Below are 16,044 nucleotides of genomic sequence, written 5' to 3' on the forward strand. Positions count from 1 at the left end.
CGATTCCGGCCGTGGATTTGCCGGAATGCGCGATTGCCGTGCCGGATTGAAGTGCGCGCCCGCCGTGACAACCGCTGAAATGTCAGTCACCTGCCTAACGGCAAGTCCACTGTCATTCCAGCTGTTCGTCTACGGGGGAAATGCTCATGAACCGCATCTACCGGCGTGTATGGAACCGCCAGCTCAATGCTCTGGTTGTGGCCTCGGAACTGGCCACCGGCGATAGCGGCGGCAGCGCCGCGCGTGATCCGCGCGCCTTCCTGCTGATGCCCACCACCCTGGCGCTGGCACTGCTGTGCGCGCTGGCCAGTGGGCACGCAGGCGCATCGGAAACCAATCAATCGTTGCGCGATCTACAGGCGCTGGCCGCCAAGTACGCACAGCCGATGCCGGTCAAGATCGACGCGGAGGTGGCCTTGGCCGCGGCAGCCCGGCAGGCGCAGAGCAGCCCGGCGATCAGCGCCGATGCGCGTGTCGGCCTGCAGCTGAACACCGCTTCGTTGCCGGTGGTGCGCGACGTCCTGCCGGCCAGTGTGGAAGTGAAGCTGTCGGCGAACCCGGCACCGCGCCAGGTGCCGGTACCGGGCCTGGCCGCCGACGTGCGGGCCACTGTTGGCGTGGGGCGTGCGGTGGCTGCTTCGGCTGGCATCGACGCCTCGCTGAGCGCGAAGGCGGGCGTGGCCGCACGTGCTGGCGCCAAAGCAAAAATTGCCGGCAATCCCATCGCCACGCTCGACACCGGAGCCCAGGTCCGGGCCGACGTCGGCCGGCCTGCTGACGGTTCGCTATCCGGCGTGAAGGCGGCGGTCGGCGGCGACGCCGATGCGCGCCTGGCGTTGGCCGGGCACACGATCAGCGGACAGGGCCAGGCCAAGGCGGTGGTGGCCGCTGAGCTGCCGGCCAAGGAAGAACTGCCGGGTGAAACGCATGATCGCGCGATCCGTGCCGCCTTCGACACCGGCGTTGCCGGCAAGGTGCGCGTGCAGGCGCCGGACGGCCAGGAAGTGGTGGCTGATCGCAATCTCAAGCTGGCCGGACAGGCCACCGTTGCCGCGCAGAACAGCGCGCTGGGCGTGGGTGGGTTGGTCAACGGCGGCGTAGCGGCCGTCGGCCATGCAGTCGGCGCAGTGGGGGGTGCCTTGAACGGCACCGTTGGTACCGTGGGTGGCGGCCTGGGCGGCACGCTCCACAACACAGTAGGCGCTGTTGGCAGCACTGTCGGTGCTGTGGGCGGCGCAGTGGGCGGTGCCTTGAACGGCACCGTTGGTACCGTGGGTGGCGGCCTGGGCGGCACGCTCCACAACACAGTAGGCGCTGTTGGCAGCACTGTCGGTGCTGTGGGCGGCGCAGTGGGTGGCGCCTTGAACGGCACCGTCGGCACCGTGGGTGGTGCCGTGGGCGGTGCGCTCAACAACACGGTCGGCGCTGTTGGCAGCACCGTCGGTGCTGTGGGCGGCGCAGTGGGTGGCGCCTTGAACGGCACCGTCGGCACCGTGGGTGGTGCCGTGGGCGGTGCGCTCAACAACACGGTCGGCGCTGTTGGCAGCACTGTCGGTGCCGTGGGCGGCACGCTCAACAACACGGTCGGCGCTGTTGGCAGCACCGTCGGTGCTGTGGGCGGCGCAGTGGGCGGTGCACTGAATGGCACCGTCGGCACCGTGGGTGGCGGCCTGGGCGGCACGCTCCACAACACAGTAGGCGCTGTTGGCAGCACTGTCGGTGCTGTGGGTGGCGCTGTGGGTGGCGCACTGAATGGCACCGTCGGCACCGTGGGTGGCGGCCTGGGCGGCACGCTCCACAACACAGTAGGCGCTGTTGGCAGCACCGTCGGTGCTGTCGGCGGCGCAGTGGGCGGTGCACTGAATGGCACCGTCGGCACCGTGGGTGGCGCGCTCAACAACACGGTCGGCGCAGTCGGCGGCACAGTGGGCGGCGCACTGAACGGTACCGTCGGCACCGTGGGCGGTGCGGTGGGTGGCACGCTCAACAACACGGTCGGTGCGGTGGGTGGGGCCGTTGGCGGGACCTTGAACAACGCGGTCGGCACGGTCGGCACGACCATCGGTAGCGTGCTCAACGGCACGACGGCCGGCGGCCTGGGCGGTCTGCTTGGCAACACCCTCGGCAATGTCGGCGGCGCCGTGGGCAATCTGCTTAACGGCAATCTCACCGGCACCGTCGGCAATCTCGGTAGTGCCGTGGGTGGCCTGGTCGGTGGCACGCTGAGCGGCCTTGGCCTGACCAAGCCCTCCGCGATCCCGCCCACCAGCCCGAAAGCCCCGGCTGCGGCCGACCCGAACGCGGGCCTGATCATCGGCACCGGTGGCCTGGTCGGCAATGTCGGCCAGCTGATCGGGCCGACCACGACCAGCCTGTTCGGCGGCAACGGCTATCTGAGCAACGGCAACCTCAAGCTCAGCAATGCCAACGTGATGCAGACCTACTCGACGGTCAACGTGCTGGGCCTGCCCGTGGTCAACCTGTCGCCGGTCGGCAGTACGCTCAATGGGTTGGGCGGCGCCGTCACCGGTGGCAGCTCGCACCTGACGCTGATCGGTGGTGTCACCTCCGACAGCTACATCTACAACATCAACAACGGCAATCCGGGTGGCCTGCTGGGCCTGCTGCTGCCTAAGGATTCGCCGGCCTGGGCCGCCAAGTGCCTGGATATCGCCCTGGCCGACATCTCCTGCTGGGCGGTCAACGCCGCGCAGGACTACCAGGTGCTGATGGGCGATGGCGCCTTCGCCAACGGCTCGAAGGAAGTGGTGATCGGCGCCAACGCACGCCACGAGCTGCCCAAGGTCGATGCCAACGTGGCCTTCCCCGGCGATGGCGTGAATGATCCGAGCAACCCGACCGGTGTGCCCACGGCCGACTATGCTGCGCGCATGGGCCATTCGGTGATCGTCGGCGACAGTGCCGTCGGCACCGCCAACGGCCAGACCCTGCTGGGTGCTGAGTCCACCTCCAACCAGGCCAATTCGGTTGCCCTGGGCTACCGTTCGGCGGCACTGCGCGGCGCACAGGCCAGCTACACCGCCTACGGCCTGACTGCTCCCCAGGTCTCCGCCGGTGAAGTGTCGGTGGGTACGGCCGGTGGCGGCGAACGCCAGATCACCAATGTTGCTGCCGGTAGCGCCAATACCGATGCAGTCAATGTGGTCCAGCTGAAGGGCGCGATCAGCCTCATCAACGATGTGGCGGCTGCAGCGGTGACCTACGACCTGGATGGCGCGGGTAATCCGAACTATCGCCGCGTCACGCTCGGCGCTGGTACCGGCACCACCACCATCGGCAACCTCGCTGCGGGTGCGGTAACCGCGGGCAGTCTGGAAGCCGTCAACGGAGGGCAGCTTGCGGCGACCAACACGGCCATCGCCAGCTTCTTCGGCGGCCGCGCTGCGTTCGATCCGGCCAGTGGTGCCTTCACCGCGCCGCTGTTCGAGATCAGCACGATCTCCACCACCGGTGCCATTGCCAAGGGGCTGTACGAAAACACCACCGATGCCTTCGCTGCGGTCGATGGCTCGCTGGTCAACCTCAATACGCAGATCACCGACATCCGCAACGGCGGCACCAAGTACCTGCGGGTGAATTCGACCGGTACCGAGGCACTGGCAACCGGCACCGATTCGATCGCGGTCGGCACCAATGCCCGCGCCACCGCCGCCAACAGCATCGCGGTCGGCGCCGGCAGCCTGGCTGACCGTGCCAACAGTGTCTCGCTCGGTGCAGCCGGTGCCGAACGCCAGGTCACCAACCTGGCCGCCGGTACCGCGGCCACCGATGCGGTCAACGTTGGCCAGTTGCAGGCCTCGGAGCAGGGCGCGCTGCGCTATGACCTCAATGGCGATGGCAGCGTCAACTACGCCAGCGCCACGCTGGGCCAGAGCGGAACGGCCACCACCCTGCGCAACCTCGGCCCGGGCCAGGTCAGCGCCACCAGCAGCGAAGCCATCAACGGTGCGCAGCTGTTCGCCGCCAACCAGGCCGTGGCCACCCACCTCGGCGGCGGCGCGGCGGTCAATGCCAGCGGCGTGCTGACCGCACCCACCTATACCCTCAACAACATCGCCGCCAACGGCAGCATCAGCCAGGGCAGCTACAACGACGTCGGCACCGCCTTCGATGCAGTGAGCAACTCGCTGGCCAACGTCGCCGACCAGACCGGCGAGATCGACAAGCTGGCGGTGAAGTACGACGTCGATGGCAGTGGCAACGTGATCAACAGTGTTTCGCTGAAGGGCACCGGCACCGGTGCGGTGAAGGTGACCAACGTCGCCGCCGGCAGCATCCTGGCCGGCAGCAGTGATGCGATCACCGGCGACCAGCTGTTCAGTACGAACAGCACCATTGCCAACTACTTCGGTGGCGACACGGCCTACAACGGCACCACCAATGTGTGGACCGCGCCGAAGTTCAGCATCTCCACCATTGCGACCGACGGTACCTTCAGCACCGGCGACTACAACAATGTCACCGCTGCCTTCACTGCGGTGGACGGCTCGCTGAGGGTGCTCAACCAGCGCATCACCAACGGTGGCACCAGTGCCTACCTGGCCGTGAATTCGACGGCTGCGGCGGCAACGGCCGCCGGCGCCGAAGCGGTGGCGGTGGGCCCGCAGGCCAGCGCCGCCGGCGCCAACAGCGTGGCGGTCGGCAACGGTGCCAGCAGCAGCGCCGGCAACAGTGTCGCGCTGGGTGCCGGCTCGGTGGCCAGCGTGGGCGCGCAGAGCGGCTACACCGCCGCCTATGGCCAGGCCGGTGCCAGCAACTCGGCCGGCGAAGTGTCGGTGGGCAGCACCGGCAGCGAGCGCAAGATCACTCATGTGGCCGATGGTTCCGATGACCACGATGCCACCAACGTCGGCCAGCTGAAGAATGGCGTGAACTACGCCATCGACCAGTCCAAGTCCTATACCGACCAGAAGATCCAGAACATCACCAACGTGGCCGGCAGCTTCCGCGCCAACAACACCAACAACCTGGCCGATCCATCCGCCAGCGGTGCCAACTCGGCCGCCGGTGGTGCAGGTTCCACCGCAGCCGGAGCCAACTCGACCGCGCTGGGCAATGGCTCGCAGGCGCAGGCCGACAACTCGGTGGCGCTGGGTGCAGGCTCCGTCGCCAACCGGGCCAACACGGTCTCGGTCGGCGCCAGCGGGGCCGAGCGCCAGGTGGTCAACGTGGCCGATGGCAGCCAGGCGACCGACGCGGTCAACGTGCGCCAGCTGCAGGCATCGCAGCAGGGCACCATCCGCTACGACACCACCGTCAACGGTGCTACCAACTACAACAGCGTCACCCTGGGCAGCACCAACAGCGGCCCGACCACGGTGCGCAACGTCGCCGCCGGCACCGCGGGCACCGACGCGGTCAACGTGGACCAGCTGAAGTCGGGCATGGCGCAGACCCTGGACTGGTCGAAGGCTTACACCGACGAGCGCATGGGCGGCTTCGAGCGCGACCTGCGCAAGACCGACAACCGTGCCTCGGCCGGTATCGCCTCGGCGATGGCCACTGCAGCGCTGCCGCAGCCCAGCGAAGCGGGTCGCAGCATGGCCTCGATCGCGGCCGGCAGCTACAACGGTGAGTCCGGTGTCGCGCTGGGTATCTCGGGTGTCTCCGAGGGTGGGCGCTGGATCTACAAGTTCAGTGGCTCGACCAACAGCCGCGGCGAGGCAGGTGTGGCCGTCGGTGCCGGCATCCAGTGGTGATCCCCGCCGCCGGGCCGCAGAGGCGGCCCGGCATCGCGGAAACGTCTACAGGGGGAATGACATGAATCAGCATCGCATCGCCTGCGCCGGCCAGCTCGCCGCCGCGCTGGGCCTGGTACTGGGAATCGGCCTGCTGGCCGCCTGCCGCAGCCACGCACCGGCAGCCGACGGTCCGGCCGAAGCCACCGCCGTGCACTTCCCGGAGGCATCGAAGGCCTCGCTGAAGGAGGGCATCTATCCGGACGTTGCCGACGTGCGCCGTTTCGCGCCGGGCATGAGCAAGCGCCAGCTGTACACCTTGTTGGGGACGCCGCATTTCAATGAAGGCATGTGGGGCGTGCGCGAGTGGAATTACCTGTTCAACTTCCGCACGGCGCAAGGCGCGGAGTACTTCACCTGCCAGTTCCAGGTGCGCTTCGACAGCAAGGGCATTGCCCAGGGCGGCTACTGGAAGCCCGAATCGTGCGCCGCCGTGCTCGAGCCGCCGCGGCCCCCGGCGCCGCCTCCGCCGCCTCCGGCGCCGCTGCCGGAGCAGCCCCTGCGCCTGTCTGCCGATGCGTTGTTCGGCTTCGACAGCGCGGTGCTGAGCAGCGAAGGGCAGCAGGCCGTGCAGGGCATCCTGGCGCAGGTGCGTGAGGCCAGCCAGGTGCAGTCCATCCGCGTGACTGGCTATACCGATCGCATCGGCAGTGCCCGCTACAACCAGGCGTTGTCACTGCGCCGCGCCGAGGCGGTACGCAGCGCCCTGGTACAAGGCGGGGTGCCGGCCGCCAGCATCAGCGCCGAAGGCCGTGGCGCGGCCGACCCGATGGTGCAATGCGCGCAGCGCAACCGCCGCGAGCTGATTGCCTGCCTGGCGCCGAACCGGCGGGTGCAGATTGCTGGGGTCGCGCAGCCTCGTTGACGTCCTGTGCCGGGGCAGCGCCCCGGCATCCCGAGTCCCCCTGAATCGCCGGCAGGACGTGGCAACGTCTCCCCCGTCTTCCACGCCTGCCGGCGGCTCAGGTTTTCATACGGTGCACGCCATGAACGCCCAATTCCTGCCCCTTGCCATGAAGACGGAAACGACGCTGAGCGTGTACGGCCAACTCGGCAACCATGCGGTGGTGCGCATTCCCGGGCGGCGCCTGCCAGGGCTGATCCTGCAGGCCGATACCGTGGCCGGGTTCCTCGCCCAGCTGCAGGAGGCGCAGGCCTGCCTGCGCAGCGGACGCGCGCAACGCACCGATGCCGAGCTGGACATGCTGATCGACGTGCTGCAGCAGTGGTACGCGCTGATCGAATCGCGCCTGGCCGACGCCGGCGAAGCGCTGTAGCACAAAAAGGGGACGGAGGGGATTAAGTCGTTCTCGGCGCAGCTGGGCCATCAACGACTTAATCCCCTCCGTCCCCTTTTTCGTGTCAGGCGCGCGCGCGTATCAACCAGCAGGCGGCGTCCACGCGCACGCGGTCGCCCTCGATGAACGGTGCGAATGCCGCCAGCGCCTGGTCGCGCAGCGCGGCGGTCTCCGCTTCGGGCAGTGCCCGCAGCGCCAGGCCCACCGGGCCCAGCTGGCCGACGTAGGCCGGCAGATCGTCGCGCGCCATCGAGCACGGTACCTCCACCGCCACCACTTCCGCCTGCTTCCAGCCAGACACCTGAAGCAGGTGCCGCACGCGCTGGCCATCGGCAAAGGCGAACTGCCCCGGCGCGCCCGCCATCCGTGGCGGCAGCGCCAGTGCATTGCCCACCGCGCGCTCGGCGGTGGTCATGAACGGGTTTTCGTCGGCGCCGCGCCAGGCGATGAAACGCAGGCCGGCGCCGGGCCGTGCGGCGCGATGCAGGTTGCTGAAGGCTGCGGCGGTGTCCTCGAAGAACATCACACCCAGCCGTGACTGGATCCAGTCGAAGTGCGCGGACGGCAACGGGTGCCGCTCGGCATCGGCCACGATGAAGTCTGCCTCCAGCCCGGCACTGTCCGCACGCTGCCGGGCCAGCGCCAGCATGGGTGCGGAGATGTCCAGGCCGGTGCAGTGGGCAGACGGGCGGGCAGTGGCCGCGGCCAGCAGGCTGGCACCGGTACCGCAGCCGACATCCAGCAGGTGCGTGACGGTCTGCGGCAACTCGGCGGCGAGCAGGTCGGCCATCGGTTGGAACAGGCCATCAAGAATGGACTGCTGGGTGACCCAGACCTGGCCTCCTGGGCCGTTCCACAGGGCGTTCTGATCAACAGGGGATGTACGGGTCATGGCCTTGTCTCTGCAGGAACCTGCCCATAGCTTGGCGGTTCAAGGCGACTTGAGGTCAAGCCCATGCGTGAACTGGATATCGGCGAGGTGGTACGCCGTAGCGGCGTACCGGCCTCGACCCTGCGCTACTACGAACAGCTGGGATTGCTGCAGACTCTGGGTCGTCGTGGCCTGCGCCGGCAATACGACGAGCAGGTGCTGGAACGGCTGGCGCTGATCGGCCTGGGCCAGGCGGCCGGACTGTCGTTGCAGCAGATCGGGCTGTCGTTGCCTCAGCAGGGTTGCATCACCCTGGATCGCGAGGCACTGCTGGCGCAGGCCGAGGTGCTGCAGCGACAGATCACCCAGCTGCAGCGGGTGCGCCGGCACCTGCAGCGCGCTGCCGCTTGCCCGCAGGCAGAGGATGCCCGGAAGTGCGGTTCGTTCCGGAAACTACTGCGCGTTCAGCAGCGTATGGGTGGATGAACCACCGGAACCCCCTCAATCCCGGGTGCTGACTTCCCAGTTCGCATGCAGCACGCCCGGTACCTGTTCCATTCGCGCCAGCACCACGTCCAGCTCCTCGGCACTGACGGCCGTGCTGACCAGCACCGCGATCACGTCGGTAGGCGCATCGGCATGCTCGACCACCTGCACATCGCCGACCGGGTACTGCGCCGCTTCGAGTGCGTCGACCAGACGCTCGCGCACCCGCGGCACGGCCTCGGCGTCCACGCTGAGACGGACTTCATAGGTGGCTTCGGTGGCAGCTTCATTGATCGGAATGCGGTTGATCGCATTCACCAGCGGTCGCAGCAGGGTGTTTCCAGCGATGACCAGCACGGTCAGCAGCACGCCCTCGGCCAACATGTCCGCACCAGTACAGCTGCCTACCGCCGCCGAACACCACAACGTGGCGGCGGTGTTCAGGCCGCGCACGTTCATGCCTTCCTTCATGATCACGCCGGCGCCGAGGAAGCCGACACCGGAGACCACGTAGGAGATCACCCGCACTGCTTCGGCGCTGCCGGCAATGCGCATGCCCAGGTCGACGAAGGCGGCGGCGCCCACCGCCACCAGCACGTTGGTGCGCAGCCCAGCGGTGCGCTGCCGGTACTGGCGCTCGGCGCCGATCAGCGTGCCCAGCACGAAGGCAGCCAGCAGGCTGACCACGGTATCGGCGAAGGGGCCGGCCTGGAAGGTTTCAATGAAGCGCATGGCCCGGAGTCTACTCCGCCGACGTGACAGTAGATCCACGCCACGCGTGGATATAGGGATGCGCCAGAAACGACTTAATCACCTCCGTCCCCTTTTTTCGGGGTCAGTCGGTGTCCTCGACGCGCTCGCCCATCAGCTCGCGTTGGCGCTTGTCCAGTTCCTCGGCGTAGCGCTTGCGCACGAAGGCTTCGGAGACCACGCCGAGCACCTGGCCGTCGGCGCCGACCACGGCCAGTTCGTCGGCCTGGGTCTGGTCGAAGCGCTGCATCACGCTGACCACGTCGGAGGAGGGGGCCAGCGAGATATCGCGGTTCTGCGCCAGTTCCCCGATCGGTGTGTCGGGCTTCACGCCGTCACCATAGGCATGCGGAACCTGCACGATTCCCGCGTAGTGGCCTTCGCCGTCGATCAGGACCACCCGGGTTCCGGAGCCCAGCGGAAAGCGCTGGCGGAACGCGCTGGTATCGAGGTCGGAAGGGGCGGTGGCCACGCCCTTGCGCATCAGCCGGCCGGCATTGAGGTTCTGCACCCAACCGACATCGCGGGCGCTCTTGATGGTTTCGCCGCGCAGGTGCATGCGCCAGGTGGAGAACGAATAGCCGAACCACTGCCGCACCAGCGTGCTGGACACCAGCACCGCGCTCATCACCACGCTGGTCAACAGGAAGTCGTGGGTCCCTTCCAGCACCAGCATGGCCATGGTCATCGGTGCACCGACCACGGCCGCGGCCAGTGCGGCCATGCCGGCCAGCGCGGCGGAGGTGGCATCGATTACCGGCACGCCGGTGGCCATGCCCAGCAGGCCGGCGAACAACGCGCCGACCAGGGTGCCCATGAACAGCGAGGCGAAGAACAGGCCGCCGCGGAACCCGAAGCCCAGCGAGATGCCCGAGGCCAGGCACTTCAGGGTCAGCAGGCCGCCGATCCAGATCAGCGGCAGGTGCGTGGTCAGGTCCAGGTGCAGCGCGCCGTGCCCGGACGACAGCACCTGCGGGCTGGCCAGGGCCAGGGGAATCAGCAGCAGGCCACCGACCACCGGCCGTCCCCACGCGGGCAGGGGACTGCGCTTCACGGTGCCTTCAATCGAGGCGATCAGCCGCATGATGGCGATGCCGACCATCGCGCAGCAGCAGCCGAGCAGGCCGTAGATGGCGTAGTCGGCGGCGCGCACGTCGATGGTCGAGGCGGCGGGCAGCAGGTAGGCCTCGATGCCGGCCTGGTCGGCCACGAACGCGCCGGCCAGTGCGGCCACCGCCACCGGCGCCAGCGCGGCCGGGGTGTAGGCGCCGATCACGATCTCGAAGGCATAGAACGCGCCAGCCAAAGGCGCACCGAACGCCGCAGCAATGGCGCCGGCGGCACCGGCCCCGACCAGGATGCGCACGTCGTTGCGGCGCAGGCGCATCACCCGGCCCAGTTGCGAGCCGCTGCCGGCGCCCATCTGCGTGTATGACGCCTCCAGGCCGACCGACGCGCCACAGCCGTTGGACAGCAGGGTCTGGGTCAGCACGATCAGGTTGTCGCGCATCGACATGCGGCCACCGTGCAGCGCGTTGGCTTCCACCGCATCGAGCAGGGGGCGCTTGAGCCGTGTCGCCGCCATGCTGACCAGGCCCACCAGCAGGCCGCCCAGCGGCAGCACCAGCAGCGCGGTCCAGGTCAGCGAGGGCAGCGAGCTCAGGCGCATGCCGTCGTCCAGCCCGTACAACGTGCCCTGCAGCCAGCGCGCGATCCCGGACTGCAGCAGGGTCAGGTAGCCGGCGATCAGCCCGACCAGCAGCGCCAGCGCGATGAACCACAGGTCACTGCCGCGCAGGCGCAGGCGCAGGCCCTGGAAGGCCAGATGCAGGCGCGATGGCGAAACGGGCGAAGACATGGTGGCGGCATGATACGCCGCCACCGTGAGCGCCACCGTCACCGCATCGGGCGGCTACCGGCTCAGAAGCGGTAGCGGCCCTGCACGTAGAAGGTGCGCGGCGCGGCCACCATGCGGCCTGCGTTGCCATCGACGTTGCGGGTATACCAGCGCTTGTCGGCCAGGTTGTTCACGCCCAGCGCGATCTCGCTGTCGCCCAGCCCCGGCACCTGCCAGGCCACCTGGGCATTCCACAGGCGCACGCCGGGCACGCGGCCCACGCGGGCATCGGCGGTCTCTTCCCAGGTATTGGCTGCATCGGAGAACTGGCCGCTCTGGTGGGTACTGGAGACGTTGAAGGTCCAGCCGGCCAGTGCATAGCGGGCGCCGATACTGTCGGTGTCGCGCGAGTAGAACGGCACGTCCAGGCCGCGGTTGTCGCCGGACTGCTGGATCGCCTTGGTCCAGGTGTAGTTGGCGTGCAGCTCCAGCCCGGCCAGCGCGCTGTCCTGCGCGAAGTGGTACTCCAGCGCACTCTCCACGCCCTTGTGGTCGGTGGCACCGATGTTCTGGAAGGTCGGCGGGGTGATACCCGGGACCTGCAGGATCTGGTTGTCGAAGCGCATCTTGAACACGGTCACTTCCGCGCGCAGTGCACCGTCCTGCCAGCGCGCACCCAGTTCGGTGGTCTTCGCCACTTCCGGGTTCAACGGGTTGCTGGCGCTCTGCGAATTGAGCTGGATGTTCTGCACTGGCCCGAACGAGGTGGTGTAGTTGCCGAACACGGTCAGCTGCGGGGTCAGCAGGTAGGCGATGTCCAGCGAGGGCAGGGCCTTGTCGTTGCGGCTGCTGAAGGTGGCCGTGCCGCCGGACTGGCGACGGTCCATGTCGATCCATTCCATGCGCACGCCGGGCGTGATCCGCCACTGGCCGATCGCAATGCGATCGTCGATGTAGAAAGAGTGCGCGTCGGTGGCGTTGTCGAAGCGGGTGGTGGCACTGGCCACGCCCGTGCGGCGGGTGACGGTGTAGCTGCGATCGTTGCCGCGCTCACGCAGGAAGCGGTAGCCGGCGGTGATGTCATGCACCGTGCTGCCCCAGTGCAGGCGCTGGGTGTAGCGCGGCTCGATGCCGAGCACGCGGTAGTCGCGCGGCTGCACGGTCAACTGGGTGTTGGCGGCGTTGATCAGCGAGCTGGCGCGGGTGCTCTCGTTGTAATAGGCCAGCACTTCGAACTCGCTGTTGGCCGACAGCGTGTTGGTGTAGCCCAGGTCGATGCCGGTGCGGTGGCCCTTCCAGAAGTCGGTCGGACGGGTGTTCTGGAACGGATCGGCCTCGTACTGGGCGCGGGTCAGGCCGCCCGGGGTCAACGAGCGAACGTCGTAGTAGGACAGCTTGGCGCGCAGCTCCTGCTGTTCGTCGATGGCGTAGGCGAACTTCAGCGCCAGATCGTTGAAGCGGTCATCGCTGCCCTGGCGCCAGCCGCGGCCATCCTGGCCGGAGTAGAGCAGGGCGGCGCCCAGCCCGTTGTCGCCGGTGCCGCCGAGGAAGGCGTTGTACTGGGTGCTGTCACCGCCGCCGTGGTCGTAGGCGGTGTAACGCACGCCGGCTTCGCCGTGCAGGCCGGCCTCGGTGGGAATGGCACGGGTGCTGAAGTTGATGATGCCGCCCACGTTCTGCGGGCCGTAGCGCACCGCGCCGCCGCCGCGTACGACGTCGATCGACTCGATGTTGGACAGGCTGGTCGGCGCGAACGACAGCTGCGGTTGGCCATACGGCGCCACCGCCAGCGGCACGCCATCGAGCAGCACGGTCGAGCGCGGCGAGTAGCGGCCGGTGAGGCCGCGCACGCCGATGTTCAGCGACACCGAGCTACCGGCGGTGCCGGAGTTGTCGGTGACCTGCACGCCGGGGATGCGGCGCATGGCATCGCCGAGGCTGGCCGCGCCGCTGGCCTCGATGCGCTGGCGGTCGACCACGGTGCGCGCGCCGGCGAAGCTCTTGACGCTGTCATGCAGGCCGGTGCCCAGCCAGCTGCCGGAAACCTGGATGCTGTCCAGCGTGGTGGCGCTGTCCTGGGCGAAGGCGGTGGCGGCCGGCAGCAGACACAGGGCGAGAGCGGCGGCCAACGGCAGGCGGGCCGGTTGCGGGGCGTGGGTGGGCATCGGTGCAGGTCGTGGAAGGTCGTAAATGAGAATTATTGCTGATTCCATTCGCCAATGGAATGCGTCACCGGTTCACGCGGTTACCCCGGTGGTAGAGTGGGCGATTGCTCCCAGACCCGTTGAGATCCGCCATGTCCCAAGCTGCCTTCTACCCCGTCGGAACTCCTGGCCAGCCGTGGGGAGCGGCGGAACGGGAGGCGTGGCGGGGCCGCCAGCAGCGCCTGCGTCGCTACGACGAGGAGGTGCTGCCGCGCATCGAGGCGCTGGCCTCGCGCTTTGACAAGGTGGCCTATGGCCAGCTCGACTACGCTGGCGAGACCTACACCCTGTTCGCCCTGCGCAGCCGCGACTGGAACCCGGCGTTGCCGGCCGCGCTGGTTACCGGCGGCGTGCATGGGTATGAAACCAGCGGCGTGATGGGCGCGCTGGAGTTCCTTGAAAAGCATGCCGCCGACTATGCCGGCAAGGCCAACCTGCTGGTGGCGCCGTGCGTGAACCCGTGGGGTTTCGAGCGCATCAATCGCTGGAACTTCGATGCGATCGACCCGAACCGCAACTTCCGTGCCGACGGCCCGGCCCGCGAATCGACCGCCGTCATCGACCTTATCGCGCCGTACAAGGGCCAGTTTGTGCTGCATATCGACCTGCACGAAACCACCGACAGCGACGAGAGCGAGTTCCGCCCGGCGCTGGCGGCGCGCGACGGCAAGCCGTTCGAACCGGGCCTGATTCCCGATGGCTTCTACCTGGTGGACGACAGCGAGAACCCGCAGCCTGCGTTCCAGCAGGCGGTGATCGCCGCAGTGGAGAAGGTGACCCATATCGCGCCGGCCGACGACAAGAACGAGATCATCGGTTCGCCGGTAGTGGCGCACGGCGTGATCGAGTACCCGCTGGTGAAGCTGGCGCTGTGCGCAGGCATTACCGGTGCGAAGTACACCACCACCACCGAGGTCTACCCTGACAGCCCGCGGGCCACCCCGCAGCAGTGCAACGACGCGCAGGTGGTAGCAGTGTGCGCGGCGCTGGATTACGCGCTCGCCCATCGTTGATGAAAAAGGGGACGGAGGGGATCAAGTCGTTTGTGCCACAAACGACTTGATCCCCTCCGTCCCCTTTTTGTGTCACCCCAATGCGTCGGCCCACCACAGCGCCGCCGGCCCCGGCGGCGTGTCGCGGCGCCACAACAGGTCGCTGTGGATGCGCCGTGGCCAGCCGGGCAGCGTCAATTCCACCAGCTGCCCGCGGTCGTAGCGCTGTACCAGCGCGCGTGGCAGCTCGGCCCAGCCGATGCCGTCCTCGGCCATCTCCATCACCATCAGGTAATCAGTGGCGGTCCAGGCCAGCCCGGTAACCGGGCGCGCAGGGTCGACCTCCGCGCTCAACCGCACCTGCCGGTGCCGTGCCAGCTGGGCAGCCGCGCGCCGGCCGGCGTCGGCCAGCGGATGGCCGCGCGCCACATACACCGACAGTTCGCTGTGATGGGCCAACGGCCGTGCCACCAGGGCGTCCGGATAGCATTCCTGTCGCGGCAACAGGCCCAGCGCGGCGCGGCCGCTGCCGACTAGTTCCAGCACGTCATCGCCTTCGGCATCCAGCCATTCCAGTTCGATTTCCGGGAACGCCTCGGCCAAGCGCTGTAACACATGCTGCGCCGGATCGAGCTGGTACACATCGGAGAACGCCACGGTCAGCCGCGCTTCGACCGGCGCCGCCAGCCGCACGCTCAACTGCTGCAGCCGTGCATCGGCGGCGAGGATTTCCTGTGCGTGGCCGAGCACCTGGCGCCCGGCTTCGGTCAGCTGTGGGTAGCGTCCGCTGCGGTCGAACAGGCTCACGCCCAGGTCGGCCTCCAGGTGGGCGATGGCAGTGCTGACCGTCGACTGGGTCTTGCGCAGGCGGCGTGCCGCTGCCGAGAACGAGCCCAGCGCGGCCGCTTCGACGAACGCCTGCAGGGATTCAGGGGAATAGGGCATTGATCCATCGCTCCTGTCGATGGAATCCATTTTTAATCGACCGTAAAAGGCGATGATAATGGCCGCCGTCGCCCCTGTCAGCGGGGCGTTCCGGATCATCCACGCATGGCGTGGATCTACTGATGGCGGGGCGCGGTCCCCGTCCCGCAAGGAGTTTCACATGCCCCGTACTGTTCCCGCCCGTGGCGCGCTGGTCGCCTGGGCCTGCCTGACCGTGGCGATCGTCGCCGAAGTGGTCGGCACCTCGTTCATGGCCCATGCCGCCCGCGACGGCGGCTGGACCGGCTACCTGATCATGGCCGGCGCGTTGGCACTGTCCTACTACTTCCTGGCCCTGTCGGTGCGCCGCATCGCGGTCGGTGTCGCTTACGCAGTGTGGGAAGGCCTGGGCCTGACCCTGTTGACCGTGGTTGGCCTGACCGTGTTCGGTGAGAGCCTGTCGCTGCAGCAGCTGGCTGGCCTGGTGCTGGCGGTGGCCGGCATCGTCTGTGTCACCCTCGGGGAGGCGCACTGATGAATACCCTCGCCCTGTTCTTCGTGATCTGTTCTGCGCTGATCGACGTCGCCGCCAACATGATGGTGGCCAAGTCGGAGGGGTTCCGCCGCTGGCGCTGGGGTGTCGGCGCGATCGTCATGGTCTGGATCGCCTTCGCCCTGCTGGGCCAGGCGGTGCGCTACATGGACCTGGCCACTGCGTATGCGATGTGGGGTGCGATCGGCGTGATCGGTACCGCCACCTGCGGTCGCCTGCTGTTCGGCAACCGCCTGCGCCCGATCGGCTGGGTCGGCATCGCGCTGGTCACCGTGGCGGTGCTTCTGCTGAGTACTGCGAAGTGACAGCTTCGCTGTCCCAACCAAGGTTGGCATCTACACGTGCTGAGGCGCTGTGCCAACCCGGGTTG

12 protein-coding genes are annotated in these 16,044 nt (G+C 68.2%); 7 read left to right on the forward strand and 5 right to left on the reverse strand.

All coding sequences use genetic code 11. The features are described from left to right. The first annotated feature begins 146 nt into the window (after positions 1–146). From AC5YGJ_RS03035 to AC5YGJ_RS03045, 3 genes are all read left to right on the forward strand, one after another. Positions 147–5,720, forward strand: a complete 5,574-nt coding sequence (locus AC5YGJ_RS03035) for an ESPR-type extended signal peptide-containing protein (protein ID WP_496185667.1) — start codon at positions 147–149, stop codon at positions 5,718–5,720. Positions 5,721–5,781: 61 nt separating this feature from the next. After that, on the forward strand, positions 5,782–6,624 hold the full coding sequence (locus AC5YGJ_RS03040) for an outer membrane protein assembly factor BamE (protein ID WP_496185668.1): 843 nt from the start codon (positions 5,782–5,784) through the stop codon (positions 6,622–6,624). A 121-nt stretch (positions 6,625–6,745) separates the two neighbouring features. Continuing rightward, positions 6,746–7,036 (forward strand): DUF6959 family protein, encoded by a 291-nt coding sequence (locus tag AC5YGJ_RS03045; protein ID WP_057495982.1) that lies wholly within the window; start codon positions 6,746–6,748, stop codon positions 7,034–7,036. Between the two features lie 85 nt (positions 7,037–7,121). On the opposite strand, the gene AC5YGJ_RS03050 is transcribed toward AC5YGJ_RS03045, so the two are convergent. Further along, on the reverse strand, positions 7,122–7,949 hold the full coding sequence (locus AC5YGJ_RS03050) for a class I SAM-dependent methyltransferase (RefSeq protein WP_496185669.1): 828 nt from the start codon (positions 7,947–7,949) through the stop codon (positions 7,122–7,124). Positions 7,950–8,012: 63 nt separating this feature from the next. Between AC5YGJ_RS03050 and AC5YGJ_RS03055 the strand changes: the two genes are divergently transcribed. Continuing rightward, on the forward strand, positions 8,013–8,414 hold the full coding sequence (locus AC5YGJ_RS03055; RefSeq protein WP_249843774.1) for a MerR family transcriptional regulator: 402 nt from the start codon (positions 8,013–8,015) through the stop codon (positions 8,412–8,414). Positions 8,415–8,429: 15 nt separating this feature from the next. Here AC5YGJ_RS03055 and AC5YGJ_RS03060 read toward each other — a convergent pair whose 3' ends face one another. The 3 genes from AC5YGJ_RS03060 to AC5YGJ_RS03070 form a co-directional block, all read right to left on the reverse strand. Next, positions 8,430–9,146 carry an MgtC/SapB family protein gene (locus AC5YGJ_RS03060; protein WP_249843775.1) on the reverse strand — a complete coding sequence of 239 codons (717 nt, stop codon included), beginning with the start codon at positions 9,144–9,146 and terminating at the stop codon, positions 8,430–8,432. A 103-nt stretch (positions 9,147–9,249) separates the two neighbouring features. After that, complete coding sequence (locus AC5YGJ_RS03065) at positions 9,250–11,022, reverse strand: chloride channel protein (protein WP_496185670.1); 1,773 nt, start codon at positions 11,020–11,022, stop codon at positions 9,250–9,252. Between the two features lie 62 nt (positions 11,023–11,084). After that, positions 11,085–13,166, reverse strand: a complete 2,082-nt coding sequence (locus tag AC5YGJ_RS03070; RefSeq protein ID WP_496185671.1) for a TonB-dependent receptor family protein — start codon at positions 13,164–13,166, stop codon at positions 11,085–11,087. Between the two features lie 131 nt (positions 13,167–13,297). Here AC5YGJ_RS03070 and AC5YGJ_RS03075 point away from each other — a divergent pair, with 131 nt between their 5' ends. Then, a complete protein-coding gene (locus AC5YGJ_RS03075) occupies positions 13,298–14,218 on the forward strand; it encodes a M14 family metallopeptidase (protein WP_496185672.1) in 921 nt (306 codons plus the stop codon). Between the two features lie 72 nt (positions 14,219–14,290). Here AC5YGJ_RS03075 and AC5YGJ_RS03080 read toward each other — a convergent pair whose 3' ends face one another. After that, positions 14,291–15,142 (reverse strand): LysR family transcriptional regulator, encoded by an 852-nt coding sequence (locus AC5YGJ_RS03080; RefSeq protein WP_496185673.1) that lies wholly within the window; start codon positions 15,140–15,142, stop codon positions 14,291–14,293. Positions 15,143–15,302: 160 nt separating this feature from the next. Here AC5YGJ_RS03080 and AC5YGJ_RS03085 point away from each other — a divergent pair, with 160 nt between their 5' ends. Both AC5YGJ_RS03085 and AC5YGJ_RS03090 read left to right on the forward strand, forming a co-directional pair. Continuing rightward, entirely contained in the window at positions 15,303–15,656 is a 354-nt protein-coding gene (locus tag AC5YGJ_RS03085) for an SMR family transporter (protein WP_496185674.1), read from the forward strand. Beyond that, positions 15,656–15,979 carry a DMT family transporter gene (locus tag AC5YGJ_RS03090; RefSeq protein ID WP_005409978.1) on the forward strand — a complete coding sequence of 108 codons (324 nt, stop codon included), beginning with the start codon at positions 15,656–15,658 and terminating at the stop codon, positions 15,977–15,979. The genes AC5YGJ_RS03085 and AC5YGJ_RS03090 overlap by 1 nt, the downstream gene beginning before the upstream one ends. The last annotated feature ends 65 nt before the right edge of the window (positions 15,980–16,044 follow it).

It is taken from the genome of Stenotrophomonas sp. CS3K5 (assembly GCF_059515225.1).

Excerpts from the sequence above, each read along its gene's own strand:
- AC5YGJ_RS03090 (WP_005409978.1), top strand. The coding sequence starts at position 15,656 with ATGAATACCCTCGCCCTGTTCTTCGTGATCTGTTCTGCGCTGATCGAC.
- AC5YGJ_RS03045 (WP_057495982.1), top strand. The coding sequence starts at position 6,746 with ATGAACGCCCAATTCCTGCCCCTTGCCATGAAGACGGAAACGACGCTG.
- AC5YGJ_RS03040 (WP_496185668.1), top strand. The coding sequence starts at position 5,782 with ATGAATCAGCATCGCATCGCCTGCGCCGGCCAGCTCGCCGCCGCGCTG.
- AC5YGJ_RS03085 (WP_496185674.1), top strand. The coding sequence starts at position 15,303 with ATGCCCCGTACTGTTCCCGCCCGTGGCGCGCTGGTCGCCTGGGCCTGC.
- AC5YGJ_RS03080 (WP_496185673.1), bottom strand. The coding sequence starts at position 15,142 with ATGCCCTATTCCCCTGAATCCCTGCAGGCGTTCGTCGAAGCGGCCGCG.
- AC5YGJ_RS03075 (WP_496185672.1), top strand. The coding sequence starts at position 13,298 with ATGTCCCAAGCTGCCTTCTACCCCGTCGGAACTCCTGGCCAGCCGTGG.
- AC5YGJ_RS03050 (WP_496185669.1), bottom strand. The coding sequence starts at position 7,949 with ATGACCCGTACATCCCCTGTTGATCAGAACGCCCTGTGGAACGGCCCA.
- AC5YGJ_RS03055 (WP_249843774.1), top strand. The coding sequence starts at position 8,013 with ATGCGTGAACTGGATATCGGCGAGGTGGTACGCCGTAGCGGCGTACCG.
- AC5YGJ_RS03065 (WP_496185670.1), bottom strand. The coding sequence starts at position 11,022 with ATGTCTTCGCCCGTTTCGCCATCGCGCCTGCATCTGGCCTTCCAGGGC.
- AC5YGJ_RS03060 (WP_249843775.1), bottom strand. The coding sequence starts at position 9,146 with ATGCGCTTCATTGAAACCTTCCAGGCCGGCCCCTTCGCCGATACCGTG.
- AC5YGJ_RS03070 (WP_496185671.1), bottom strand. The coding sequence starts at position 13,166 with ATGCCCACCCACGCCCCGCAACCGGCCCGCCTGCCGTTGGCCGCCGCT.
- AC5YGJ_RS03035 (WP_496185667.1), top strand. The coding sequence starts at position 147 with ATGAACCGCATCTACCGGCGTGTATGGAACCGCCAGCTCAATGCTCTG.